Genomic DNA, 25,668 nt, shown 5'->3' with positions numbered 1-25,668 from the left:
GACAAGGGTCTCAAGCCGTCCGTTGAGGAGTGATCGAGTGCCCAAGGAAAATTCACCCCGCGCCTCGGTGTTGCAACATGTCAGCCTCAATGTGCGGCGTCTGCGACACGAAGCGGACTTGAGTCAGACCGCGCTGTCGGAAAAGTCCGGGGTCAGTCGGCGCATGCTGGTCGCCATTGAGGCGGGTGAGAGGAATGTCAGTCTGGCGACCCTCGACCGGGTGGCCGAGGCCTTGAATGTGGCGTTCAGCGACCTGATCCAGGCACCGGACGAACGGGACCCTAGCCGGATCAACGAAGTCGCCTGGGCCGGTTCGTTGCCGGGGAGCAAGGCTGTTTTGCTGGCCAAGGCGGGCGCGCGGCGGGAAGTGGAACTGTGGGAATTCAGTCTCGCCCCTGGCGAGTCCTATGTTTCCGAGGCCGATCCCGATGGCTGGAGCGAGCAGGTTTACGTGATCGAAGGTCGCCTGACCGTCGCGTTGCCGGAAGAAACCCGACAGGTCGCCGCCAGTGAGTTCTTCATGTTTGCCAGCAACCGGCCCCATGCCTATCGCAACGACGGTGATCAGGTGCTGCGCTTTGTGCGCAATGTGGTGCTGTAGAAGGCCGGTGCATCCCATCACAGCATTCGCCAGCAAGCCGGCTCCTACAGAGTGAGGCCCGCTGCAAATCCACAGAACGCCGCGATACCTGTGGGAGTGAGCTTGCTCACGCTCGCTCCCACAGGTTGAGTGTCCACCGCGAATTCTGGTAACCCCGCACTATTTGTAGGAGACGTCGCAGGTTACGAGGGTATGGGCCGCACTCGGACGAACGCGGTGTGTCATTCAGCATGGATGTCGCTGACCCACCGCTTTCGTCGGAATGCCGCCCAGACCAAGCTCGCTTCGACAGGGATCGCGTTTGGCTTCATGGCTGTTGCAAGCGCAACACCCGATCAACAGTTTGCCCGCGCTGAATCACCCAACCCCGCCAAAACCCGGCATGCGCCGTGCCTTGCATCCTTCGTACCGCAACGGACCGACCAATGTCCTGTTTGATTCCCTTCGCACGCTCTTCATAATCAGGCGTGCGCGCCTGTGCTGATGGCATGGCAATGAGTAACGCGAATAAGGCGAAGAATAATGAGTTCAGAGAACACGCAAGCGGGCGCCGATGTCCTCATCGTCGGTGGCGGCCTGAGCGGCACGATGCTGGCGGTGCAACTGCTGCGTCTGCCAGGCAGGCGCCACGTCGTCATCGTCGAATCGCGAAGCGAACTGGGGCGCGGCGAGGCCTACAGTGCGACCGAACTGGGTCACACGCTGAACGGCAACGCGGCGCGCATGAGTGTCGACCCGGACAACGCGGACGACCTGACCCAGTGGCTCGGTGACTATATTGCCGCAGGCGGCTGGCCCGAGTCGGACGAACAGCATGTGCCGGTGGCCGAACTGTTCCCGCCGCGCGGGATTTTCGGGCTGTATGTGCAGCAGCGTCTGGCCGAAGCCAAGGCTGCCGGAGCGCTGCACGGCTCGACGGTCGAGCATGTGCGTGGCGAGGTGACCGATCTGCAGAGCGATACCTCAGGGGTTGTCCTGACGCTTGCGGACGGCGCACGGTTGCGCGGCGATGTCGGCGTGCTCGCCACCGGCATGTATGCCGCGGCTCGAACGCCGCAACGGGACGCCAACGGGCTCAATGCCGCGGCGGTCGATCCTTGGAATGTCGATGCGATGCGTCACCTGGATCCGGGTGGACGGGTGTTGATTATCGGATCGGGCTTGACCATGGTCGATGCGGTGGTGTCACTGGAGCAGGCTGGGCATCGCGGTCCGATCGACGTGTTTTCTCGCCACGGTTTGTTACCTCACGTGCGCCGTCAGCCGCCGTCCTGGCCGGATTTCCTGGGCGCCGATCACAGCATTCGCAGCACGCGGCAGTTGGTCCGGGCACTGCGCGAGCAATGCGAGCAGGCGATGGCGCAGGGCGTCGACTGGCAGGCGCCGCTGGACACCGTTCGGGTGCACATCGCGCGGTTGTGGAGTCAGGCGAGCGATCTGCAGCGGCGTCAGTTCGTTCGCCATGTGCGGCCTTGGTGGGAAAGCCATCACCATCGCTCGCCACCGCCCAGCGCACGGTTACTGGACCGGCTGGTGGAGGAAGGACGACTGAACGTTCATGCCGCCTCTTTGCTGAGCGTCGAGGAGGCGCACGCGGGGCAGGTGCGGATCAGCGTGCGCTATCGTGGCGATGATCACTCGACGCTCGAAAGCGGCACGGCGTTGATCAATTCGACCGGGATTCAATACGACTGGCGCCGGGTCGACCGTCCCTTGCCTCGCCAGTTGCTGGCGCGCGGCCTTATTCAGCCAGGGCCCTTGGCGCTGGGGATCGCTGCCGATCCAGGCGGCGCGGTCGTGGACGCGCAGGGGCAGGTGTCTTCCCGCCTGTTCGCCATGGGCCCGCCGTTGCGCGGTCTGTGGTGGGAAAGCACCGCCGTGACCGACGTGGCGTTGCAGGCCAAGGCATTGGCGGCGCGGTTGGTGACTGCTATCTGAAGCGCCCTCGCGCATGCGCATGCGGTGTGTATCAGCACGCTCACTGTTGAATGACCCACCGCATGGCCCCCGATTGTGTCGACTTCGACACAAAATTCCGTGTTTGCCCTAAAGCCCTATCCGAACGAGCCGAAAGCCCGATATCGCCCCGGTTTTTCCGTTTGAAGCGCCCGGGTGGATTGATGGGATATCAGGGCTATGGAGGCGTTCATTCATGTTGAGCTTGAATTTCAGGAACCCGGCGGACGCCGCGACGCCGGTGCAGCAAACCCTCATCAAGCATCAGCAGGCTGTCGAAGAAACCGCCACGCCCAGCGCGGCCGACCAAGTGCGCCAGGGCATCGAGGTGTTGTTGTCGCCCGAGGCGCAGCAGGCAGCGAAGACCGGTGACAAAAACGCAGACATCGACGCGACCAACCTGCCCAAGCGCATCAAGGAACAGTTGAAGATGATCCGCTCGATTCAAGAGCGCATCGCCAAACGCATGAAAGACATGCAGGCGTTCATGAAAGACCGTTCGCTGTCGCCGAGGGCGCGTGAAGGCAAGATCCGACAGTTGCAGATGGAAATCATGGCCATGACCAATTCGCTGATTCAGGCGACCAACCAGCTGAATCAGGCCATGCAGCAAATGAAACTGTCATTGGACGACCGTACATTGGCGGCAACGCTGGTCAGTCCGCAGAACCTTCAGTCCTGATCCAGCAGGCGCGGTCCGGCGCCGCTTTCACCCAGGCTGTCGCCCCAGTTGCGCAAGGGGCACGCGTCCATGGACAGGCAGCCACACCCGATGCAGCCGTTGAGTTGATCGCGCAGCGCCGTGAGGCGGTTGATCCGTTCGTCCAGGTCGGCTTTCCAGCATTCTGACAGCCTGTTCCAGTCCTCGGTGGTTGGCGGGCGATCGGCCGGCAATGTGTCCAGGGCCGACTGAATGCTGGCCAGTGGGATTCCCAGACGCTGTGCGGTCTTGATCAGCGCCACCCGACGAAGCATGTCGCGAGGGTATCGGCGTTGATTGCCGGCGTTGCGCTGGCTGCTGATCAGGCCCTTGGCTTCGTAGAAACGCAGCGCGGTAATGGCCACGCCGCTGCGTGCCGCGAGCTGGCCGACTGTGAGTTCGCGGGTGACCAGCGGGGTATCGGCGCTTCGCATGTGGCTGTGGCTCCCTGGTTGATCGCTAAATGACACTTGACCTCTACTTAGGTGGAGGTTTTACCCTTCGTGGCCTTGGTTCGCAACAGGCACTGCCCGCAACCGCCATCCGTAACAGCACCGCAAGATTCGTCGTTCGCACGATCAGGCCATGAAGCATTCTGTTCAGCGACATCCGTCATCAGTGGAGAGCGTTCATGACGTCACAAGACTCAAACCTTCCGTTCAGTCAGTTCGTCGAGTTTATGGTTGATCCGCGTCATCAATCGGGCCTGGTGACGGCGCTCAATGAGCGCTTCGAGCGATTCACCCGCACTTACCCCGGCTTTATCCGCGCCAGTGTGCACGTCAGTGAGGATCAGCAGCGCGTCCTCAGTCATGTGCTGTGGCAGTCCAAATCCGACTGTGAGAAAGCGTTTGAGAATGCCGAGCAGGGCGAGGGTGATCTGTGGGGCCTGATTCGCGCTCATCGCACCACAGCGATGACCTTCAATGCCTATGAGCTGGTCAGCGAAACGGTCGGGCCGCGCTGATCATCGGTGGCAATCACGCTTTCGAGCGTTGCAGCCTGTGGGAGCACGCTCACTGCCACAGCCATGAGGCAAAGCTTCAGGCGATGAGCGTCAAACCGACAATTGCATCATCCGGTCACCCTGAATCTGTTCGCCAGGGCGGCGTTTATTCACGGCCAGCTCGCCAATTTTGATTAACCGTGCGCGAATCACGTTGCGGCTCAAACCCAGCAGCTGCGCGGTATGCACCTGGTTGTAGTGGCTGAAACGATAGGCCGCGCGCAGCAGCGCATCTTCGACCTTCTCGTGCAGCGCACCGGCCTGCTCTTCGAACAGCTTTTGAAACGCCCGGGCGAGTAACGCGTCGGTCGAGTCATCGATGATGGGCGTCGGCTCATCCTGACGTTCCAGCTTGAGGTTCGACAGGCGCAGATCATTGGCTTGAACCACGCCGTTGCGGCAAATCAACAGCGTGTGATGAATGACGTTTTCCAGCTCACGGATGTTGCCAGGCCAGCTGTAGGTGCGTAGCTTGTGCTCGGCCTCGCTGCTGATCTGGATCGGTCCACAGCCCAGACGCTGGCGGTAGACCTCAATGAAGTGGCGGGTTAGCGGCATGATGTCCCCTGGCCGTTCACGCAGCGTATTCAGCTCCAGATTGACCACATTGAGGCGATAGAACAGGTCCTCGCGGAAATGCCCGGCGTTGATGGCGCGTTCCAGTTGAACGTTGGTGGCCGCTAGGACGCGCACGTTGATCGGGGTGCTTTTGCGTGAACCCAGCCGCACCACCTCACGCTCCTGCAACACCCTCAGAAGCTTGACCTGGATCGCCAGCGGCAGGTCGCCGATTTCGTCGAGAAACAGCGTGCCGCCGTTGGCTTCTTCGAACCAGCCGGCCTTGGCGGTCAGCGCCCCGGTGAATGCGCCTTTCTCATGACCGAACAGCTCGGCTTCCACCAGCGATTCAGAGAATGCACCGCAGTTCACCGCCACAAACGGCTGATGACGACGGCTGCTGAGGTTGTGCACGTGACGCGCGACCAGCTCCTTGCCCGTGCCCGTTTCGCCGATGATGAGGACGCTGGCATCACTGGGCGCCACTTGCTGGATATGGGCCAGCAGCGCTTGGGATTTCGGGTCCTCGAACACCTGCGCGATGGCCCGGATCGACGTGGCCAGGGCGGGAGAGGGAGGGAGTGTCAATAGCTGCATGGGGGTCACTTGTATTCGGTTTTACTGATGGCTGTTCTGTAGGAGCGCGTCATGGCTTGGCTATTTCTGCGGCGGCAGGTCGTTGGCGATCATCTCGCCAAACGGGCCCGTCAGGTTGGTGATGCCGCGCCCGGCCAGACTGCGGTAAGGCTCAGGCAGCAACGGGAACACCAGTTCGGCGAAGCGGTACGCTTCCTCCAGATGCGGGTAGCCGGAGAAGATGAAACTCTCGATGCCCAGGTCCGCGTATTCCTTGATGCGGGCCGCGACCTCTTGGGGGTTGCCGACCAGCGCAGTGCCTGCGCCGCCACGGACCAGGCCGACGCCTGCCCACAGGTTCGGAGCGATTTCCAGGTTGTCGCGGCGACCGTCATGCAGCGCGGCCATGCGGCGTTGGCCTTCGGAATCGAAACGGGAGAAGGACTTCTGCGCGGCAGCGATGGTGTCGTCGCTGATGTGCTCGATCAGGGTGTCGGCGGCTTTCCACGCCTCTTCGCTGGTCTCGCGCACAATCACATGCAGGCGAATCCCGAACTTCACGGTACGCCCATTGCGGGCAGCGCGTTCGCGGATGTCAGCCAGTTTTTCGGCGACCGCGGCAGGCGGCTCGCCCCAGGTCAGGTACACGTCCACTTGCTCGGCGGCCAGTTCGTGCGCGGCCTCGGATGAGCCCCCGAAGTACAGCGGCGGGTAGGGCTTCTGAATGGGCGGGTACAGGGCCTTGGCGTTCTGTACCTTCAGGTGCTTGCCTTCGAAATCCACCGCTTCACCTTGCAGCACGCGACGCCAGATCTTGAGGAATTCGTCCGTGACTTCGTAACGCTCGCTGTGGCTCAGGAAGCTGCCGTCGCCACGGTTTTCGTCAGGGTCGCCACCGGTCACCACGTTGATCAGCAAGCGGCCGCCTGACAGACGATCCAGCGTTGCGGCCATGCGTGCCGACACGGTCGGCGAGATGATGCCCGGGCGGATCGCGACCAGATAACGCAGGCGTTCGGTCAGCGGCACCAACGCCGAGGCGATCACCCAGGAGTCTTCACAGGAGCGGCCGGTGGGAATCAGCACGCCGTGATAACCCAGGTCATCGGCGGCCTGGGCCACTTGTTTCAGGTAATTGAGGGTGACGGGACGCGCGCCCTTGGTGGTGCCCAGAAAATGGCCGTCGCCGTGGGTCGGTAGAAACCAGAAAACATCCATGAAGAGTCCTTCGAGCAGAATCGGTGGCTTTTGTCGGGTTCGGCTGTGCAGGCCAAGTGGGGACTATTTATAGAGGTTGCGATTTATTCCGTAAAAGAACTGAATTCCATATTTTTATAACGTAAAGAGATATGCCCGTTTTCAAGTCTTGAAACGATTGTTTCGGGCGCGGTGGTATCCTCAGCCGCACGCCACCTGTAAGCGCGCGGCCCGGAGACCAGCCACGCGCCTACCGGTGAGAAAATCGAAAACCGTGAAAGAAGCCGCATGACCTCAAAAAAAGAAGTGGCGCCACTCCCCGAAGACCTGCGGGTTTTTCTCACCGTGATTCGCAAAGCCGGATTCGCCGCCGCTGCGGACGAACTCGGTCTGTCGCCGGCCTACGTCAGCAAGCGCATTCAGATTCTGGAGTCGACCCTCGCCACGCGCCTGTTGCACCGCACCAGCCGCAAGGTCGCGCTGACCGAAGACGGTGAGCGTGTGCAGCGTTGGGCGGTGCGGATTCTTGAGGACTTCCAGCTGCTGCATGACGAGTTGTCCGACGCGCATTCGGCACCGCGCGGCAAATTGCACCTGTGCAGCTCGTTCGGCTTCGGGCGCAATCACGTGGCGCCCGCCATCTCGAAACTGGCCGAGGCCTACCCCGACCTGGAGGTGCGCCTGGATTTGTTCGACCGGGTGGTGGACATCGTCAGCGAGGGGTTCGACCTGGAAATACGCGTCGGTGATGACATTCCCGGCCAGCACATCGGCCGACAACTGGTCAGCAATCGTCGGGTGCTGTGCGCGGCGCCCGATTACCTGGCGCGCCGGGGCACGCCGCAGCAGCTTGCGGACCTCGAACAGCACGATTGCCTGGTGATCAAGGAGCGCGACAATGCTTTTGGCATCTGGCATGTCGAGCGTGACGGGGTGCAGGAAAGCGTGAGGGTCAGCGGGCCGTTGTCGTCCAACAGCGGCGAAATCGTGCTGCAGTGGGGGCTCGACGGGCGAGGGGTGTTGCAGCGTTCGTTGTGGGACGTCAAACCGTTCCTCGACCAGGGACGGCTGGTGCACGTGCTGCCCGAGTACACCGAGAGCGCCAACGTCTGGGCGGTCTACCCGACGCGGCTGGCCAATTCAGGGAAGCTGCGCGTGTGCGTGGAGTTTCTGCAGGCGCATTTTCGGGGGTTGTCGTTGTAATTCAGCACGACCACCTTGTAGGAGCGTGGCTTGTCCCGCGATCTGGCGCGAAGCGGCAGCAAACCCGGCAAATGCGGTGTGTCAGGTAGGCAAAGGCGCCTGATTTTGCTGCCGGTTCCCGGCAGATCGCGGGACAAGCCACGCTCCTACACGTTTGAGTAACCTGGTGAGCTTCTACAGGTATTCGAGGTGTGTCAGAGCCAGGGATTCTCGGCCAGATGTTTCTGCTGGAACGCCAGTATCTGCTCGCGCTTTTGCAGCGTGCTGCCGATCGCGTCCAGCCCCAGCAAGAGCGCGTTCTTCCTCAGTTCGTCGATCTTGAACGGCATGACCCGGCCGTCTTGTAAACGAATCTCCTGCGCCTGCAGGTCCACTTCAATCTGTGCAGTGTCTTGCTGGCTGATCAGTTTGCCCAACACCTGAACCTGCGGCTCATCCAGCACGATGGTCAGCACGCCGTTGCGCTGGCAGTTGTCGTAGAAAATCCCGGCGAAGCTGCTGCCGATCAACGCTTTGATTCCCATCTGCTTGAGGCCCCAGACCGCGTGCTCGCGGCTGGACCCGCAGCCGAAGTTCGGCCCGGTCACGAGGAACTTCGCGCCTTGCCAGCCCGGCTGGTTGAGGATGAAGTCGGGGTGGGGTTCACCCGACGGCAGAAAGCGCAGGTCGAAGAAAAGGCCGCGGTCCAGCCCGGCCCGGTCAATGCCTTTGAGGAACTGCTTGGGCATGATCACGTCGGTGTCGATATTGGCCGCCAGCATCGGCGCGGCCTTGCCGCTGACTTGGATGAAAGGCTCCATCTCAGAAACTCCCTTGCAGGCTGCGAACGTCGGTCAGGTGACCGGTAATGGCGGCCGCGGCGACCATTGCCGGGCTCATCAAGTGGGTGCGTGCCCCTGCGCCCTGACGGCCTTCGAAATTGCGGTTGGTGCTGGAGGCGCAGCGGTCGCCCGGGGCAAGCACGTCATCGTTCATCGCCAGGCACATGGAGCAACCCGACTGACGCCACTCGAAACCGGCATCGCGGAAAACCGCGGCCAGCCCTTCGGCTTCGGCCTGGTCACGCACGGCGGTGGAACCGGGGACGATCATCGCCCGCACATGGTCGGCGACGTGTTTGCCACGCACCACCTTGGCGGCGTCGCGCAGATCTTCGATCCGGGCGTTGGTGCAGGAGCCGATAAACGCGTGGCTGATGACGATGTCGCTCAGCGGCATGCCGGCCTCAAGGCCCATGTAGGTCAAGGCGCGGCGCATGTCCTGGCGCAGGATCGGGTCGGCGATGGCCTCCGGGTCCGGCACGCTGCCATTGATGGCGCTCGCCTGGTCCGGGCTGGTGCCCCAGGTGACCATCGGTTCGAGGTCACGGGCGTCGAGGTGGATCTCTCGGTCGAACACCGCGTCAGGGTCGCTGTGCAGGTGTTTCCAACGGGCGACGGCACGCTCCCAGAGTTCGCCCTTCGGCGCACGGGGTTTGTCCTTGAGGTAGGCGAAGACTTTGTCGTCCGGCGCCATGAAGGCGCCGCGCGCGCCCGCTTCGACGGCCATGTTGCAGATGGTCATGCGTGCTTCGACGCTCAGCGCCGCAATGGTCGAGCCGGTGAACTCGATGGCGTAGCCGGTGGCGCCCGATGCGCCGATCTTGCCGATCAGCGCCATGATCACGTCCTTCGACGTCAGCCCGCTGGCCAGGCCGCCCTCGACTGTCACACGCAGGGTTTTCAGGCGTTTATAGACCAGTGTCTGCGAGGCCAGCAGGTGCTCGATTTCCGAGGTGCCGATGCCGAAGCCGAACGCACCCAGCGCGCCGTAGGTGGTGGTGTGGCTGTCGCCAGCCGCAATCACCATGCCGGGCAGAATAAAACCCTGCTCAGGGGCGATGACGTGTTCGATGCCCTGACGCTTATCGAGCACGTCGAACAGTTCAATCCCGAATTTTTCGCAGTTGTCGGCCAGGTAGGACACTTGCAGCGCGCCCCCCGGATCGGCCATGGCGGCGACACGTTGCGGCGCGGTGGGGTTGACGTGATCGACCACCGCCAGCGCGGTTTCAGGCCGCCAGACATCCCGGCCCGCTTCGCGCAAACCGCTGAAGGCTTGGGGGCTGGTGTATTCGTTGATCACCTGACGGTCGATGTAGAGCAGGACATGGCCCTGATCATCGAGGGTGCACACGGTGTGCGAGTCGATGTGCTTGTCATACAGGGTTCTTGAGGTCGGTCTTGTTGGCGTCATCGGCAGGCTCACTTGAAAGAAATCACGGCCTTGAAGGCTTGCTGACATCTTAAGCAGGCGAGAGTGGCCATCAATGGTCGAACGGTGAGGGCTTGGAACATGGATCGTGTTTGATGAGCCGGGTCCGCCGCCACGGCGGGTGCGTTCCACCGGGCAAAAAAACAGGCGCCGAAGCGCCTGCGAAGGAGAGCACGTGAAGCGTTGATCATTAGAAAATCTGGGTGAAAAACCAGTACAGCCCGCCTGACAACAGGATGGCGGCCGGCAGGGTCAGGACCCAGGCCATCGCCAGGTTGCGCAGGGTGCGCATCTGCAGGCCGGAGCCGTTGGCGGTCATGCTGCCCGCCACGCCGGAGGACAGGACGTGGGTGGTCGACACCGGTAAGCCGTACATGTCAGCGGCGCCGATGGTCAGCATGGCGACGACTTCCGCCGAGGCCCCTTGGGCGTAGGTCATGTGGGTTTTGCCGATCTTTTCACCGACGGTGACCACGATGCGTTTCCAGCCCACCATGGTGCCCAGGCCCAGCGCGATGGCCACGGCGACCTTGACCCACAGCGGAATGAAGCGCGTGGCGTTGTCGATCTGCTGCTTGAACAGCTGCACCTTGCTCTGGGTGTCCGCGTCGAAATTGCCGACCTTGTTCTTATCCATCAAGCGGATGGCTTCGGACGTCAGGTACATGTCGTTACGCACGTTGGCGGTCGCTTCGGCGGGCACTTTGGACAACGAGCCGTAGCTTGCGACCTGATCGCCGATCTTGCCGGCCATGACCGCCAGCGCCGGAATCAGCTCGGGCGTTGCCTGTTTATCGCGAATGTAGTTGGACAGCGTCTGGCGCGAGTCGGCGGGCGCGGGCAGCGGCGCGGCCTTGGTCAGTGCCTGTTGGGTGACTTGCGCGACCGCGGCGAACTGCACCGACTGATCGGCCGGCATCGCACGGTTCAGCGCGTAGGCCATCGGCAGTGTGCCGACGAGAATCAGCATGATCAGACCCATGCCTTTCTGACCGTCGTTGGAGCCGTGGGCGAACGAGACGCCGGTGCAGGTCAGGATCAGCAGCCCGCGAATCCACATCGGCGGCGGCTGGTTGCCTTCCGGCGCTTTGTACAACGCGCGGTTTTTCACGAACGCGCGCAGTGCCAGCAGCAACAGCGCCGCGCAGGTGAAGCCCACCAGCGGCGACAGCAGCAGCGAGTAGCCGATCTTGGTGGCTTGCGACCAGTCCACGCCACTGGTGCCGTCACGGCCGTGCATCAGCGCGTTGGCAACACCCACGCCGATGATCGAGCCGATCAGCGTGTGCGAAGACGAGGCCGGCAGGCCCAGCCACCAGGTGCCGAGGTTCCACAGGATTGCGGCGATCAGCAGGGCGAAGATCATCGCGTAACCCGCCGAGGATCCGACCTGAAGAATCAGTTCGACCGGCAGCAGGGCGATGATGCCGAACGCCACCGCGCCGCTGGAAAACAGTACGCCGAGGAAGTTGAAGACGCCCGACCAGACCACTGCGATGTTGGGCGGCAGGGAGTGGGTATAGATGACGGTGGCCACCGCGTTGGCGGTGTCGTGGAAACCGTTGACGAATTCGAAGCCCAACGCGATCAACAGCGCAACGCCGAGCAGCAGGAAAGGCGTCCAGGTCAGCACGACCGTGCCCAGTTCATCCATGTCCTGCTTGAGGCTGAACGCCGTGTACAGCAGACCCAGGCCGAGTACGGCGAAGAAGATCACCATCGTCAGAACACCGGGCTTGCGCCCGAATTGAGAACTCAGCCCGGCTCCTTGTTTCAAGGAGCCTTGCGCCAGTGTAGGGGTCGCCATGATTCACAATCCTGTTGAGATGGGATGACAATCATGATCATTTCAAAATGTGACAGAGATGCGACTCAGGTCAGCTTTGTGCCGGATTTGGTGCGCTAAGAGATAGATGGCATTGAAAAAATGGGTTTCGCCCGATCACCTTTGCAAACGCAACCCGCTTTTGATTCTGCCGAGGGCTCCTACAAGGGAGTGCGCCACGCCACGCTCAATAATCCCGGCTCTTGCGAAACGCCCAGCGCCCGGCGATGAACGTGAACGTGGCCACCAGCGCCACCAATACCCAGAACCCATGCGGGTCGCTGGCCAGCGGGATGCCGCCGACGTTCATGCCGAAGAAGCCCGCGACGATGTTGATCGGCAGTGCCAGCACGGTCACGACGGTCAGGGTGAACAGCGTGCGGTTGGTCTGTTCGTTGAGGTTGGCGGCGATTTCTTCCTGCAGCAGTTTGAGGCGTTCGCCCAGCGCCGTGAGGTCGCTGATCACCAGCGCCGACTCTTCGGTGGACTGTCGCAGTTCCTGCAAGTCGTCTTCCAGCAACCAAGTGGGCGGCCGGTGCAGCAAACGCATCAGCGAGCCGGGTTCCAGCGCCAGCAGGCGTTGCAACCTCACCAGCACCCGGCGCATGGTGCCCAGTTCGGTGCGGTTGTTGCTCAGGCGCTGCGAGAGCAGCTGGTCCTCGATCTTGTCGACGCTGATGCTGGTCTTGCGCATGAACTGTGCGAGGACTTCACTCTGATCACGCAGCAGGTGCGCCAGCAGCTCAAGGGGCGAGCGGAAGATTTCCCCGTGTTTGACCGAAGAGCGCAGCTTGTCCACCGAGCGCAACGGCTGATGCCGGGCCGAGATCATCAGGTTGCTGCGTACGCAGACCCACAACGTGGCGATGTCGGTGGACACCCGATTGAAGTCGAACACCACGTCGTTGACCACCGCCAGCAGGGCGGAGTCGACGTGTTCTATGCGCGTCGAGCGCGACCCTTCGTGCAGGGCTTCCAGAAATTCGTCGGGCAATTCGAAGTTGGTTTTCATCCAGCGCTCGCAACTGGCATGGGCCAGGTTCAAGTGCAGCCAGACGAATTCATGAGGGTCGGCGGGGGCGCGCAGGCATTCAAGGGCAGTACTGGAGTCGATTTCTCGACCGGGTTCACCAGGGCGAAAGCGAAAACCGTACAGCAGCCCGAACAGGTCGGATTCCTGATGAGGAGCAATGCGTTGATTCATGAAGGCTCGCAAGCGAAGAGGCCGCTGAAGACAGAGGATCTGAAGCGGCATCATCGCAAGCGGTTTTGACAGTTTTGTGACGGTTTGTGTCAGCGCGTTGCAGCAACGCTTTTGGAGGAGCGCGCTTGCCCGCGATGGCGCCGGCTCAGATACCTTGATGCCGACTGACACGCTGCAATCGCGGGCAAGCGCGCCCCTACAGAAGGTCGGTCATCACACCATCGACAAGTGTTTTTTGCGAATCGGCGCCGGCCACGAGGTGTCGATCAGCAATTCATCCTCGATGCTCAGCTCGATGTCTGCGGCAGCGGCGTTCAACTGAAGGTGCAGGGGATCGACCGCTTTCGGAATCGCGATCACGCCGTCCTGCCTCAGCACCCACGCGAGGCTGATCTGCGCCGGTGTGGCGTCGTGGCGTTCGGCAACTTCGAGGATGGCCGGGTTCATCAGCAGGTTCCCGGCCTGACCGATCGGGCAGTAGGCCATGAGCGGCATGGCGACGTTCTGCATCCAGGGCAGCAGGTCATACTCGACGCCGCGCTCTTCAGGGTTATAGAGCACCTGGTTGGTGGCGCAGTGCGCGTTGTTGAGTTCGAGCATGTCCGACACGTCGAAGTTCGACACGCCCCAGCGCCCGATCTTGCCCGCTTCGCGCAAACGCTCGAAGGCCTCGACGGTTTCTTCAAGCGGATGAGAACCCGGCCAGTGCAGCAGATAGAGGTCGATGTAGTCGGTCTTCATGCGTTGCAGACTGCGTTCGCACGCGGCGGGGATGCCTGTGCGGCTGGCGTTATGCGGGTAGACCTTGCTCACCAGCACGACTTCGTCGCGCCGACCGGCAATCGCTTGACCGACCACTTCTTCCGCGCCGCCTTCGCCGTACATCTCGGCGGTGTCGATCAGGGTCAGGCCCAGGTCGATGCCCCGTTGCAGGGCTGATACTTCCGCCGCGCGCTGGTGCCGATCCTCACCCATGCGCCAGGTGCCCTGACCGATGACGGGGACGGTTTGGTCTGCCAGTTGAAGCGTACGCATGGGATGCCTCCTGCCGATGATGACTGCGTGTGTATAGAGAACTCAGGCAGTGCAGGCGGGCGGCAGTTCAATTCGCAAAGCAGGTTCAGGCTTCACGCCTGAAGCTTCACACGCGACGGAGCGTCCGACGCAAAACCCCCTGTGGGAGCGAATTCATTCGCGAGAGGCCCTCACACTCGACACATTTCCGTCGCCAGGACCTACGGTATCGCGAATGAATTCGCTCCCAGAGTCTGATCTCCATCAGACAGTTATTTCTGTGCCTGCGCCTGTTCCGGGCTCTGCGCCGGCCTGGAATTCTCCCAACCCCCGCCCAACGCCAGGAACAAGTCGATCTGCCCCATCGCCACCTGCGTATTCGCCGCCGCCAGTTGCGCCGTGACGTCGGTGTAGGTGCGTGTGGCTTGCAAGTCCGCCAGGAACGACTCGCGGCCCGCCAGGAAGAAGCGATGGGTCTGGTCCGCCGCCTGTTTTGCCGAGGCTTCGGCATCGGCCAGCGCATCGCGGCGTTCCAACAGGGCGGTGTATTGCGACAGGCCGGTCTGGGCCTCGCGGATGGCGTTGAGCACCACGCCGTCAAAGTGCGCGAGCGCGGCCTGATTCGACGCCTCAGCCATGTGAATGCGGGCGCGGGCGCCGTTGGACGGGATGGTCCAGTTGATCACGCCGCCAAACCCCCAGCGGTTGGTCGAAGGCTCGCCCAGTTCCTTGAGGATACCGACCGTCCCGACCGTCGCCCCGATGCTGATGTCCGGGTACAGCTCGCCGGTGGCCACGCCGATCGCGGCGCTGGAGACGGCCAGGCGACGCTCGGCCTGACGCACATCCGGGCGACGCTTGAGCAGTGCCGCGCCGTCCCCCACGGGCATGACCTGGGCGATGCGTGGCAGCTCGGCACAGTCGGCGACGCCTTGCGGCAGTTGATTCAACGGCCGCGCCAGCAGCATCGACAGGCGATACAGGCCAGCGCGACGTGCCGCTTCATAGCGTGGCAAATCGGCGCGCAGGGATTTGAATTGGGTTTCAGAACGTGTGACCTGGGTTTCGTCACCGCGACCGGCATCGCGCAGGCGTTGGGTCAGCGACAGGCTCTGCTTTTGCAAGTCCAGCGAGTGCAGGGCGATGTCGTGTTCTTCGTTGGCGGCGCAGATTTGCGTGTACGAACGCACCACATCGGCGACCAAGGTGATGCGGGCCGTGTCTGCCGCTGCCTGAGCGGCATCGGCATTTGCCTCGGACGCTTCGATACCGCGCTGCAGAACGCCGAACAAATCGAATTGGTAGGAAGTGGTCAGACCGACATCGCCGACATTCGCCACTGGCACTTTCTCCGGCAGGAGAAAAGCCTGGCCCGATTCCTGAAGGCGTTGCGCGCCCGCCTTGGCGGTGTTGGTGAACCCGCCAGCGGCATCGGCTTCGTTCACCTGATACCGCGCACGCTGCAGGTTGGCGGCGGCCACGCGCAGGTCAGTGCTGGACACCAGCGCCTGAGCCACCAGTTGGTCGAGCGTGGGATCGTTGTACAGGCGCCACCAGTCGGCAGGCACCGGCGCCGACACCACGTTGGCCGAGGTCCCCGCGAGTTCGCCCTGCAAGTCCTGACGATTGACCGCCGCGTCCTTGGGCAGCGAGTAATCCGGTCCGACCACGGTGCAGGCCGAGAGCAACAGGCCCAAACCCACGGTTAACAGGCGCGCGCCGGGTTTCATTGAGCGACTCCTTTATCGGTGGCGTTGGCGTCGGTCTGGCGGGCCGTCGCGTCATCGATGATCGAGACCGTGGCGGTGCGGCCGGCGATCATGCGGAAGTCTTCGGGCACTTCGTCGAACGCGATGCGCACCGGAATCCGCTGCGCCAGACGCACCCAGCTGAACGCCGGGTTGACGTTGGGCAGCAAGTTCGAGCCGCTGCTGCGGTCGCGGTCTTCGATACCGGCCACGATGCTCACCACATGGCCGCGCAGGCGAGCGTTGTCGCCGATCACGCGGATGTCCACCGCCGAGCCAATGTGAATGCCGTCCAGTTTGGTTTCTTCGAAGTAGCCATCCACGTGGTACGACGCGCTGTCGACCACCGACAACACCGGGCGTCCGGCGCTGACGAACTCGCGGTCGCGGGGCGCACGGTCGTTGAGGTAACCGTCGACCGGGCTGCGGATCACCGAACGGTCGAGGTTGAGCTGCGCGGCATCGACCGCCACTTGGGCTTCGTTCATCGCCGAGAGGGCGCGGGCTTCCTTGGACTGGCTTTCTTCCAGTTGTTCGCGAGCGACCAGATTCCCCAGGCCACGGTTACGCTTGTTCTCGCGTTGCGCCTGTTCCCAGGTTTCCTTGCGCTCGGACAAGGTGGCCTGGGCCTGACGCAGCGCCAGGCGGAAGCGCTCCTGATCGATGGTGAACAGCACCTGGCCCTTGCTGATCGCCTGGTTGTCGCTGACCGAGACTTTTTCGATCAGGCCGGACACGTCCGGGGCAATCTGGATCACGTCGGCGCGGATGTGGCCGTCGCGGGTCCAGGGGGCGTACATGTAATACATCACCATGCGCCAGACGACGATCGCGGCGAGGATGACAACCAGCAGTGTCAGGACCACACGGCCCAGCGTCAGTAGAGGTTTTTTCATTTCATCAGGTATCGACTAAGGGTATCCACGACGCCGAGCAGCAGAGCGTATAGACCGACGTTGAACAAAGCCCGGTGCCAGACCAGGCGGTAAAAGTGAACACGCGTGAGCACCGCGTGGACCACCAGAAAAATCACGTAAGCGATGCCCATCAGCACCAGAAAGGTAGGCAGGAAAATCCCGCTGATATCCAGATCACCGATCACAGTGGCGCTCCATCGATGCCGTACGGCGGTTGTTCTGCCTGCTCGGCTTGCACATCGACGATCTCCACGCCCGGCAGCAAGGCCAGACGCAGGCCGCTCAAGGCGTGCAGCAGGTGCAAGCGGGAGGTGTCATCGCCCATCCAGTCATAGGTCAGCGAGCGGCGGGCGCGGTCCATGGTCATCAACAGACCCTTGGGGGCGGGTAAACGCTCACGGGCCTTGAGGCAGGCACGGAAATAATTGCCGACTTCGGTCGCCACCTGGCGCAGCAGCTGGCGCGGCACCGCATCGACCCGTGGCATGTAGGCCAGCAAATCGAGCATGTTCAGCGCCACGCGCACTTCGCGCAGGGCGATGTTGGTGTCTTGTGCGGTGATCGCCAGGCGCGGCAGGTGCTGCATCAGACGGTCAAGCATGCGCACCCCCATCCGACGGTGTTCGGCCAGCGTCGCTTCTTCGCTGAGTGAAACAATGTCGCCCCAACTGAAACGGGTCAGACGCCGCGCAGCGGTTTCAGTGCCGAAAGGCCTGACGATGAGCGTCCACACGAAGGCAAATGCCAAACCTGCCGGGCCGGCCAGGTTGGCGTTCACAAAGTTCAGGAAGTCGGCATCGTAAGCGCTCTGGATGCTGATAAAGGATGAGGTGTTGACGATGGTCAGCAGCGTGCCCAGGTAAAACTTCGGCTGCACGGTCAGGGTGCCGACACAGATGAACGGCACGGCGAACGCCAGCACCAGCATCGGAAAGTCGTGCAGGTTCGGCAGCACCACGAACAGATAAAGGCTGGCGAAGATCACCGACATCATCGTCCAGAAGAAAAAGCGGTAGATCTGCGGCGCAGGGTCGTCCATCGCTGCGAAGAAGCTGCACGAGACCGCCGCCAGCGCCACGGCACTGGCGCCGTCCTGCCAGCCCAGCAAAATCCACAGCACTGACGCGACGATGATTGCGCTGACGGAGGTCGCCACCGAGTACAGCATCATGCCTTTGTCGAGGAATGGCGACAGACGTGCCAGACGCCAGTGGCGATAGACGGCCTTCCAGGGGCGGTGATCGTCGGTCTCGATGGCGCATTGCAAGCTGCGGCAGTCTTGCCACAGGTCAATCCACTCACGCAGGCGATACAGCGCGTTGGACAGCAGCAGTTGGCGACGATCGTCCAGTTGCGCCGGTGTCGGTTGCAGCCGATCCAGTTCGCTGTGCAGCGCTTCCCAATACCGGACCGGTGCGCCCTCGGCGGTTTTTTCCACCCAGTCGCGGCATTCGATGATCAGCGGCGCCAGGTCGGCGACCAGCTCTGGCGTGCGACGCTCCAGCGCCCACAGCGCATCGTCGAGGGCATCGATGACGGGCAGCAGGTGAATCATGCGACCCCGCAGCTCCTTGGCGTTGCGCACGGTCTGGCGATGGGTGCCTTCGTGGGGCAACTGGCCAATCATCAGCTCCAGGCTGTTGAAGGTGCCGACCATGGCCGTGCGCAGCGCGCCGACCGTTTCCGGTGTGGCGCTGCGGGAAAGGAACAGGTCACTGTAGGTCGAGGCGTCCTTGAACCACTTGCCCATTGAATCGACCAGCACCGGCGCCAGGCGACGCGGCCAGAACATGGCGCCCACCACGGCCGCGCAGACGATGCCCAGCAGGATTTCTTCGGTCCGCGACACGGCGATGTCAAACACCGCTTGCGGGTTGTCCACCACCGGAAAGGAAATCAACGGCATGGTGTAACCCGCCAGCATCAGGGCATAACTGTTGGCGGTGCGCAGGTGCAGGGAAAGGAAGAGCAGGGTGCCGGTCCATAGCGCGATGACGACGGCCAGTAAAAACGGCGTCTGCACGAACATCGGCACCACCAGCACCGAAGCGGCCGCGCCAAGAAAAGTCCCGGCCGCGCGGTACAGCGCCTTGGAGCTGGTCGGTGCCACGAACGGGCTGGAGACGATATAAACCGTGGCCATCGCCCAATACGGACGCGGCAATTCGAAGATCAGTGCGATGTACAGCGCGAGCATCGACGCCGCAAAGGTGCGGATGCCGTAAAACCAGTCGCGGGACGGCGGAACACCGTCGAAAAACCCTTTGAATATGCCGTTCAAGATGACAGCTCCGGCCCCACGGGGCTGGCGTTGGCGAAGGCTTTGAAGACCCGCAGCGTGGCTTCCAGGTCGGCCGGATCAATACTGCTGAACACATCACGACGCAGGCGGATCAGTTCTTCTTCTATGGAGTTGGCCAACGCGCGGCCCTCGTTGGTCAGGCTCAGGGCCTTGGCTCGGCGGTCGGTCGGGTCTTCGGTACGCTGCACCAGATTGGCCTTGCCCAGTTGATCGAGCAAACGCACCAGCGAAGGACTTTCCAGGCCACAGGCCTGAGCCACGGTGACCTGACGCACGCCTTCACCGAGCCGCGCGATCATCAACAAAGGGCCTGCGCAGGCTTCGGACACGCCGTAGTTCATCAGCGTGGTCTGACACACGCGGCGCCATTGACGGGACGCCGCGACGACGCCGCCAGTGATGTGCATTTGCAATGAGTCTAGGGTCATGGAGGTGCCACTGGGTTGATTCACGAAAAGGATTTTGGTTAGGCAGTGAATGATTAGTCTCGGTATTATTAGGTTGCTAACTATTAATATCCGGTAACAAAGTTGATTCGTCAAATGAAAAGTGGATGAGCGGTGGGTGAAATCGTTGCGAATGAGATCGCCTGTATTCGTTTCACGGCCTTGCAGTGTTAAAAAAAGAAACCGTCTGTCGGGCTTTTAATCTGAATTTGAACTTAATTTTGGATTTAAGCTCTCGCTTATCCAAAAAAATGGCGGGGCTCTTGAAGAGCGCTGTGTCCAGAAATCGGGACGTTGATCAAATCTTGCTCAATCGCGGATTGAAAATTTTTGATATCTCAATAGTTGCACTGGCGGTTTTTGAGTCTATTTCGGCGGTTTCTTGACTGCGTGGCGGCGTTAAAGAACAACCGATTCAGCCGATAGCAAAGGCGACAGGAAACCGGGCTTGAAACCCTGTTCCAGACACCTCCCTTTGCTGGTGCGCAGTGCGCACCCACGAGTGCAACATGATCGATCTCGCCACCTGGAATCTCTCCGTACCTGTCGGTACGCCCGCCGTCACCGTCGATACCCCAAAATTGGTCGGCGGCTACCAGGACGGTTACTTTCGCTCCGGAGACACCTTGTTCTTCTGGGCACCCGTGACCGGGTCACGGACTGACAACGCTATTTACCCGCGCACGGAATTACGCGAAACCTACGCCAACGGTGCAGTTCACAACTGGACCTACACCCAGGCGGACAATTTCCTGCGCGCGGCGCTGACCGTGGATCAAGTGCCGTCGTCGGGCAAAATCGTCATTGGCCAGATCCACTGCTATGGCAGCACCGAGCCGTTGCTCAAGCTGGAGTATCAGTACAAGGAGAAGACTAAAAACGGCAACATCGTCGCCAAGTTTCGCCTGACGCCGACGTCGGAACCTGAAGTGATTCAGATCGCCACGGGTGTGCTGCTCAAGGAGCGCTTCACGTACACCATTCACCTGACGCCGTCGGGCAACCTGACGGTGAATGCGCATGAGATGCAGTGGGGCAGCAAACTTGATCCGAGCTGGAACGGCAAGCAGCTGTACTTCAAGGCGGGCGTGTATACCCAGGACAACACCGGGTATGCAACAGAGGGCGGCGCGGCGACGTTTTACAAGTTGCAGATTGCGCACGATAAGAAGGCATAAATCCGATGCAGCTCAAATCACTGTAGGAGCCGGCTTGCTGGCGAACGCGGTGGGTCGGTGATGGCGAGGGTGAATGACACCCCGCGTTCGTCCGAAGTGCGGCCCAGACCCTCGTAACCTCGGACGGCTCCTACACGTACTGCATACGCCCGAGCACCTGCGGCAGCCACCATCGGACGATTTATCGAGCAGAGAAGACCAGTGCAAAACAGATCCGGCCAGGGACGGGCTGGCTGACGGTTACTTCGCCCCCGTGCAATTGCATGATCGCGGCGACGATTGCCAGGCCGAGGCCGTTTGAGTCGGAGCTCTGGTGGCGTGAGGCGTCACCCCGGTAGAAGCGGTCAAACAGCTTGCCCAGGGCCGAGTCGCTCAGGACCGGTCCCTGGTTCTCCACCTCGATGCGGCAGGTCTTCTCTGCGTTGACCACGCGGATCTCGATCTCGCTGCTTTCATCGGCATAACGAATCGCGTTGGCCACCAGATTGCTCAAGGCCCTGCGCAACAGCAGGGGATCAGCATTCAACTGACCGCCGCCCTCGGTGCGCAACGTCATCTGTCGCTCCTCGGCCAGCCCTTCGAAATACCCCGTCACCCGCTGCAATTCGTCCTCCAGACACAACGTCTGGCGATTGAGCGCCGCCTGCGCGTCGTCGGCGCGGGCCAGGAACAGAATGCTTTCCACCATCCGCGAGATACGCTCCAGTTCCTCAAGGTTCGAGGCCAGCAGCGCCTGATATTCATCGGCGGTCCGGGGTTGACGCAGGGCGACCTGACAGTGGCCCATCAAGGAGCCTACCGGTGTGCGGATCTCATGCGCCAGATCAGCGGAAAACTGGGTCAGGCGCTGATAACCGTCGGCCAGACGATCGAGCATGCCGTTGTAGGCGTCGCTCAACTGCTGCAACTCCACCGGTGTGTCGCGGTTGTCCATGCGGCTGTCCAGTCGCGCCGGGGTGATGGCGGCGGCGTGATCGGCCATTCTGCGCAGGGGCCGCAAGCCCCGCCGCAGCAACAGGTAACCCAGCAATGCCGTGAGCACGAACGCCAGCGCGACGGCAAACAGAATGCGGTTGCGGAAATTCGCCAGCGTGGCCATTTCCTTGACTGCGAGGTGCGCGGCGGTCAGGTGCACGACTTTGCCGCCGGAGATCGCCTCGACCGTGGCCGCGCGCATGGGCACGTCTGACGCCGATCCGGCGTTAGCCCTGCCGCTGCGCAGAGCATCGGCGCTGAGCGGTGCATTGGCTTTGACCACCGGCATGTCCGGTAACGGCGCATGCAGGGGGTTGACCATGATCACCGGGGACTTGCCAGGCTCGGCAATGATGAAAATATCGTCCTCGCTGTCGAGCATGTTTTCGAACAGTTGAGGGCTGCTGCGCAGTGTGTCGAGCGTCAGGTCGTACTGCAGCAGTTTGCGAAAGTGATCCAGCCGCGCCAGCACCGCGTGGTCGCTGCGGGTCATCACCGACGCTTTCATGGTCTCGTAGAGGTACATGCCGGCGCTGGCCACGGCGAGCATCGCCACCACGGAAAACGCCAGGGTCGAGCGCAGGGTCAGGGAAGGCTGGCGTCGGGCTCGCATGGCCGCACCTCGCAGACGTAACCGATGCCGCGCACGGTGTGAATCAGTTTGACCGGGTAGGGCAGGTCGATCTTGCTGCGCAGGCGTTTGATCGCCACGTCGACCACGTTGGTGTCGCTGTCGAAATTCATGTCCCAGACCTCCGAGGCAATCTGCGCGCGGGACAACACGTCCCCTTCGCGCCGCAGGAACAGATGCAGCAGGGAGAATTCCTTGTTGGTCAAGGTGATCACCTGTTGCTGGCGGGTGACCCGGCGTCGCAGCAGGTCGAGCTCCAGATCGGCGAGATGAAAATGGTCGGCCTCGCGCACCACGCCACGGCGCAGGATCGTGCGGATGCGCAGCAGCAGTTCGGTGAAGGAAAACGGTTTGACCAGGTAATCGTCGGCGCCCAGCTCCAGCCCGCGAATCCGGTCCTGCAGTTGGTCGCGCGCGGTTAGAAACAGCACCGGTACGTCCTGTTTGGCGCGCAGGATTTCAATGATCTGCCAGCCGTCGATGCCCGGCAGCATGACGTCCAGCACCAGCAGGTCGTAGCGCTGCTCCAGCGCCATGTGCAGGCCGTCGGTGCCGTGCTGCGTCCAGTCGACCTTGTAGCCGGACTCGCTGAGGCCCTTCTTGAGGTACTCGCCGGTCTTGGTGTCGTCTTCGATAAGCAGGATGTGCATCGTCTGTCTGGCTCGCTTCACGTCATTGGCGGCGCGGCCGACACGTGGCATCAGGTGGTGATTTGAAGGGCAACGAACGGCTGGACGCCGTGTCGAACGTGAAGTGTAACCAACGGGGGCTGTCCGGTTGGTTACATTTTTGTCATCGGCGCGGCGTTTTTGAACCGTCCTTGGCGAATGACAAAAATGTCATCGGCCGGTCATTGTGCAGTGCCGGTTCGGGGCACAGGATGATCGCCATTCAACCCGCACTACCAATCGACAAGGATCCTCACAATGAAGATGAAGACTGCTCTGTCCACCACCTTCGGCATGCTCATGCTCAGCGCTGCCGTCATGGCCTCGGCCGCCGACATGCCGGTGGTCAAGCCCCTGCGTGGCACGGTCGACAGCGTCGAGAACAACACCTTGAACTTCACCACCCGTTCCGGCGCTCACCAGAGCATTGGCCTGACGGACAAAACGGGCATCCGCTCGGTGTCCAAGACCAGCATTGACACCATCAAGTCGGACAGCTTCATCGGTTCTGCCGCCACGCCGCAGCCGGATGGCACGCTGAAAGCGCTGGAAGTGACCGTGTTCGAAGCGAGCCTCAAAGGCAGCGGCGAAGGTCACTACGGCTGGCAGAACGCCGACGGCAGCACCGGCACCATGACCAACGGCACCGTGGGCAAACTGACCCAGGCCAACGGTCGTACCCTGAGCGTGAGCTACAAAGGCGGTGAGAAGCAGTTGGTCGTGCCGGATGATGTGCCCATCGCTTACGTGCAGGCAGGCAAAGTGGACGAGTTGGTCAAAGGCGCCAAGGTCGTGGTGTTCCCGGCCGAAGACGGCAAGACCGCTCGCGGTGTAGCCGTCGGCAAAGATGGCTTCCAGCCTCCGATGTAAGCGATTGCGGTGTGTCATCAGCACCGCGTTGCGTCCATTGTAGGAGCGCGCTTGCCCGCGATTGCGAGCTGTCTGATACAACTATGTTTCTGACACATTGCAATCGCGGGCAAGCGCGCTCCTACAGGTGCCGGCTTACCGAACTCACCGTGATGAGCCTTTCAAGATGAAAAAAACCAGAATTCACCCGTGGCCCATTCGCCTCACGCACTGGATCAATGCCTTCGGCATGGTCTGCATGTTCATGAGCGGTTGGGGCATCTATAACGCATCGCCGTTGTTTCGTTTCTCATTCCCTCGGGACTTCACTCTGGGTGGCTGGCTCGGCGGCGCGCTGGCCTGGCACTTCGCGGTCATGTGGCTGCTGGTGATCAACGGCCTGATCTACGTGCTGTACAGCCTGTTCAGCAAACACTTCAAACGCGACTTCCTTCCGGTGACGCCGACTGCGGTCAAACGCGACCTGGTCGATGCCGTGCGCTTTCGACTCAAGCACGAGAAGGGCGTGTACAACGCCGTCCAGCGCTTGATGTACTGGCTGGTCCTGGCGGCAGGCGTGTTGATCGTGGTCACGGGGCTCGCGATCTGGAAGCCGATTCAACTGCAGGAATTGACCGCGCTGTTCGGTGGCTATGACTTCGCCCGCTTCGTTCACTTTGCGGCGATGGCGGCGATCGGGGCGTTCGTCGTGGTGCACCTGGCGTTGGTGCTGTTGGTGCCCAAAACCCTGTTGCCGATGATCACCGGTGGCGTCAAAACGGTTGAAAGCGGGAAGGTCGAACATGATTGAGCCGAAGAAACGCGCCATTCAGCGCATCACGCTGGAGCCGGCGCAACAGACCCAGCTAGAAAGCATCCAGCGTCGGAATTTCCTGAGAGGCGGGCTGACCGTGGGCGCGATGGCGATGCTCACCGGCTGCAACCTGCAAGATGACGATCAGGTGGACAAGGTGCTCTGGGCCATGTCGCGCTGGAACGACCGGGTGCAGGCGTGGCTGTTCAGCGGACAGAAGCTGGCGCCGACGTTCCGCAAGGAGCAGATCCGCAACCCGTTTCCGTTCAACGCGTTTTACAGCGAGGACGACATTCCCGATCTGGATGTGGCGGACTGGAAACTCGGCGTCTCGGGGCTGGTGCGCGACAAGGCGCCGTGGACGCTGGATGGCCTGCGAAAACTGCCGCAGCGCACTGACATTACGCGGTTGATCTGTGTCGAAGGCTGGAGCGCGATCGGGCAGTGGGGCGGTGTGCCGCTGCGAACGTTCCTTGAGCATGTGGGCGCGGACACGACGGCGAAGTTTGTGGGATTCAAATGTGCTGACCGGTATTACTCAAGCCTGGACATGCCGACTGCGCTGCACCCCCAGACGTTGCTGGCGCTGGATTTCGGGGAGGTGGCGTTGCCGCCCGACTATGGGTATCCGTTGCGGGTGAGGGTGCCGACCAAGCTGGGGTTCAAGAATCCCAAGCACATCGTCGAGATCTTCGTGACCAATGATTATCCGGGTGGGTATTGGGAGGATCAGGGGTATAACTGGTTTAGTGGGATTTGAGGCTTTTTTGGGCGCTGGGGTGCCCTTAGGTCGAAATGTATATCCATTATTTTGGGTGGCGCCGATTACGGTTCCGCTCTTACAGCGGGTCACTTTTTCCAAGAGCCGAAATGTCGGACCACGAAAAAGTAACCAAAAAGTGAACTGACCCCCGAAAGTTGGACAAACTACAGACTCATTATCTGGCTTCGAAATTGTACCGGACTGAGGCCGTTGAGCTTCATGCTGATCCGCTCGTGGTTGTAGTAATGGATGTACTCGTCGAGCCCGGCTTCTAATTGCTCAAC

General features: G+C 61.7%; 25 protein-coding genes. 9 read left to right on the top strand and 16 right to left on the bottom strand.

Annotated elements, in window-relative coordinates; translation table 11 throughout:
• The first annotated feature begins 37 nt into the window (after nt 1–37).
• From BLS87_RS20430 to BLS87_RS20420, 3 genes are all read left to right on the top strand, one after another.
• On the top strand, nt 38–601 hold the full coding sequence (locus BLS87_RS20430) for a helix-turn-helix domain-containing protein (RefSeq protein WP_074755011.1): 564 nt from the start codon (nt 38–40) through the stop codon (nt 599–601).
• Between the two features lie 522 nt (nt 602–1,123).
• A complete protein-coding gene (locus BLS87_RS20425; RefSeq protein WP_074755009.1) occupies nt 1,124–2,539 on the top strand; it encodes an FAD/NAD(P)-binding protein in 1,416 nt (471 codons plus the stop codon).
• A 214-nt stretch (nt 2,540–2,753) separates the two neighbouring features.
• On the top strand, nt 2,754–3,239 hold the full coding sequence (locus BLS87_RS20420; RefSeq protein ID WP_074755007.1) for a hypothetical protein: 486 nt from the start codon (nt 2,754–2,756) through the stop codon (nt 3,237–3,239).
• Here BLS87_RS20420 and soxR read toward each other — a convergent pair.
• Nucleotides 3,230–3,691 carry a redox-sensitive transcriptional activator SoxR gene (gene soxR, locus BLS87_RS20415; protein WP_143024436.1) on the bottom strand — a complete coding sequence of 154 codons (462 nt, stop codon included), beginning with the start codon at nt 3,689–3,691 and terminating at the stop codon, nt 3,230–3,232. The genes BLS87_RS20420 and soxR overlap by 10 nt on opposite strands.
• Before the next feature lie 197 nt (nt 3,692–3,888).
• On the opposite strand from soxR, the gene BLS87_RS20410 reads away from it, so the two are divergent.
• Nucleotides 3,889–4,224 carry an antibiotic biosynthesis monooxygenase gene (locus tag BLS87_RS20410; RefSeq protein WP_074755005.1) on the top strand — a complete coding sequence of 112 codons (336 nt, stop codon included), beginning with the start codon at nt 3,889–3,891 and terminating at the stop codon, nt 4,222–4,224.
• Nucleotides 4,225–4,314: 90 nt separating this feature from the next.
• Here BLS87_RS20410 and BLS87_RS20405 read toward each other — a convergent pair whose 3' ends face one another.
• Both BLS87_RS20405 and ssuD read right to left on the bottom strand, forming a co-directional pair.
• Nucleotides 4,315–5,418: a sigma-54 interaction domain-containing protein gene (locus BLS87_RS20405; RefSeq protein WP_074755003.1), complete on the bottom strand. Its 1,104-nt coding sequence runs from the start codon at nt 5,416–5,418 to the stop codon at nt 4,315–4,317.
• Between the two features lie 60 nt (nt 5,419–5,478).
• Entirely contained in the window at nt 5,479–6,615 is a 1,137-nt protein-coding gene (gene ssuD / locus BLS87_RS20400; RefSeq protein WP_074755001.1) for an FMNH2-dependent alkanesulfonate monooxygenase, read from the bottom strand.
• Between the two features lie 267 nt (nt 6,616–6,882).
• Here ssuD and BLS87_RS20395 point away from each other — a divergent pair, with 267 nt between their 5' ends.
• On the top strand, nt 6,883–7,797 hold the full coding sequence (locus BLS87_RS20395) for a LysR substrate-binding domain-containing protein (RefSeq protein ID WP_074754999.1): 915 nt from the start codon (nt 6,883–6,885) through the stop codon (nt 7,795–7,797).
• Nucleotides 7,798–7,991: 194 nt separating this feature from the next.
• Here BLS87_RS20395 and leuD read toward each other — a convergent pair whose 3' ends face one another.
• The 10 genes from leuD to BLS87_RS20345 all read right to left on the bottom strand — a co-directional run bounded on the left by leuD (nt 7,992) and on the right by BLS87_RS20345 (nt 19,488).
• A complete protein-coding gene (gene leuD, locus BLS87_RS20390; protein ID WP_074754997.1) occupies nt 7,992–8,597 on the bottom strand; it encodes a 3-isopropylmalate dehydratase small subunit in 606 nt (201 codons plus the stop codon).
• Nucleotide 8,598: 1 nt separating this feature from the next.
• Nucleotides 8,599–10,032 carry a 3-isopropylmalate dehydratase large subunit gene (gene leuC / locus BLS87_RS20385; RefSeq protein WP_074755389.1) on the bottom strand — a complete coding sequence of 478 codons (1,434 nt, stop codon included), beginning with the start codon at nt 10,030–10,032 and terminating at the stop codon, nt 8,599–8,601.
• A 208-nt stretch (nt 10,033–10,240) separates the two neighbouring features.
• Nucleotides 10,241–11,857 carry an inorganic phosphate transporter gene (locus BLS87_RS20380; protein WP_074754995.1) on the bottom strand — a complete coding sequence of 539 codons (1,617 nt, stop codon included), beginning with the start codon at nt 11,855–11,857 and terminating at the stop codon, nt 10,241–10,243.
• A gap of 205 nt (nt 11,858–12,062) precedes the next feature.
• A complete protein-coding gene (locus BLS87_RS20375; protein ID WP_074754993.1) occupies nt 12,063–13,079 on the bottom strand; it encodes a transporter in 1,017 nt (338 codons plus the stop codon).
• 213 nt (nt 13,080–13,292) lie between these two features.
• Nucleotides 13,293–14,114: an aldo/keto reductase gene (locus BLS87_RS20370; RefSeq protein WP_074754991.1), complete on the bottom strand. Its 822-nt coding sequence runs from the start codon at nt 14,112–14,114 to the stop codon at nt 13,293–13,295.
• 251 nt (nt 14,115–14,365) lie between these two features.
• On the bottom strand, nt 14,366–15,823 hold the full coding sequence (locus tag BLS87_RS20365) for an efflux transporter outer membrane subunit (RefSeq protein ID WP_074754990.1): 1,458 nt from the start codon (nt 15,821–15,823) through the stop codon (nt 14,366–14,368).
• Complete coding sequence (locus BLS87_RS20360) at nt 15,820–16,737, bottom strand: efflux RND transporter periplasmic adaptor subunit (RefSeq protein ID WP_074754988.1); 918 nt, start codon at nt 16,735–16,737, stop codon at nt 15,820–15,822. Before BLS87_RS20360 ends, BLS87_RS20365 begins: the two co-directional genes overlap by 4 nt.
• Nucleotides 16,734–16,943, bottom strand: a complete 210-nt coding sequence (locus BLS87_RS20355) for a DUF1656 domain-containing protein (RefSeq protein WP_074754986.1) — start codon at nt 16,941–16,943, stop codon at nt 16,734–16,736. Before BLS87_RS20355 ends, BLS87_RS20360 begins: the two co-directional genes overlap by 4 nt.
• A complete protein-coding gene (locus BLS87_RS20350) occupies nt 16,940–19,030 on the bottom strand; it encodes an FUSC family protein (RefSeq protein ID WP_074755387.1) in 2,091 nt (696 codons plus the stop codon). The genes BLS87_RS20355 and BLS87_RS20350 overlap by 4 nt, the downstream gene beginning before the upstream one ends.
• Before the next feature lie 5 nt (nt 19,031–19,035).
• Nucleotides 19,036–19,488, bottom strand: coding sequence for a MarR family winged helix-turn-helix transcriptional regulator (locus BLS87_RS20345; RefSeq protein ID WP_074754984.1), 453 nt, complete (start codon nt 19,486–19,488; stop codon nt 19,036–19,038).
• A 527-nt stretch (nt 19,489–20,015) separates the two neighbouring features.
• On the opposite strand from BLS87_RS20345, the gene BLS87_RS20340 reads away from it, so the two are divergent.
• On the top strand, nt 20,016–20,684 hold the full coding sequence (locus BLS87_RS20340; RefSeq protein WP_074754982.1) for a polysaccharide lyase family 7 protein: 669 nt from the start codon (nt 20,016–20,018) through the stop codon (nt 20,682–20,684).
• A gap of 181 nt (nt 20,685–20,865) precedes the next feature.
• Here the strand turns inward: BLS87_RS20340 and BLS87_RS20335 are convergent, their stop codons facing one another.
• Both BLS87_RS20335 and BLS87_RS20330 read right to left on the bottom strand, forming a co-directional pair.
• A complete protein-coding gene (locus BLS87_RS20335) occupies nt 20,866–22,272 on the bottom strand; it encodes a heavy metal sensor histidine kinase (protein ID WP_074754980.1) in 1,407 nt (468 codons plus the stop codon).
• Entirely contained in the window at nt 22,245–22,940 is a 696-nt protein-coding gene (locus BLS87_RS20330; protein WP_074755385.1) for a heavy metal response regulator transcription factor, read from the bottom strand. Before BLS87_RS20330 ends, BLS87_RS20335 begins: the two co-directional genes overlap by 28 nt.
• A gap of 282 nt (nt 22,941–23,222) precedes the next feature.
• Here BLS87_RS20330 and BLS87_RS20325 point away from each other — a divergent pair, with 282 nt between their 5' ends.
• The 3 genes from BLS87_RS20325 to BLS87_RS20315 all read left to right on the top strand — a co-directional run bounded on the left by BLS87_RS20325 (nt 23,223) and on the right by BLS87_RS20315 (nt 25,381).
• A complete protein-coding gene (locus BLS87_RS20325; protein WP_083370728.1) occupies nt 23,223–23,828 on the top strand; it encodes a hypothetical protein in 606 nt (201 codons plus the stop codon).
• Nucleotides 23,829–23,994: 166 nt separating this feature from the next.
• Entirely contained in the window at nt 23,995–24,618 is a 624-nt protein-coding gene (locus tag BLS87_RS20320; protein ID WP_074754976.1) for a cytochrome b/b6 domain-containing protein, read from the top strand.
• The gene (locus BLS87_RS20315; RefSeq protein ID WP_074754974.1) at nt 24,611–25,381 is read left to right on the top strand and encodes a molybdopterin-dependent oxidoreductase; all 771 of its coding nucleotides are present in this window, start codon (nt 24,611–24,613) and stop codon (nt 25,379–25,381) included. Before BLS87_RS20320 ends, BLS87_RS20315 begins: the two co-directional genes overlap by 8 nt.
• A gap of 167 nt (nt 25,382–25,548) precedes the next feature.
• Here the strand turns inward: BLS87_RS20315 and BLS87_RS20310 are convergent.
• The coding region (locus tag BLS87_RS20310; RefSeq protein ID WP_143024435.1) for an IS3 family transposase at nt 25,549–25,668 on the bottom strand (120 nt) is incomplete at its 5' end.

The sequence above is a fragment of the Pseudomonas abietaniphila genome (assembly GCF_900100795.1).
GTDB lineage: Bacteria > Pseudomonadota > Gammaproteobacteria > Pseudomonadales > Pseudomonadaceae > Aquipseudomonas > Aquipseudomonas abietaniphila.
Note: the sequence above shows the minus strand (reverse complement) of the source record. Positions and strands in the feature narration are given on the sequence as shown.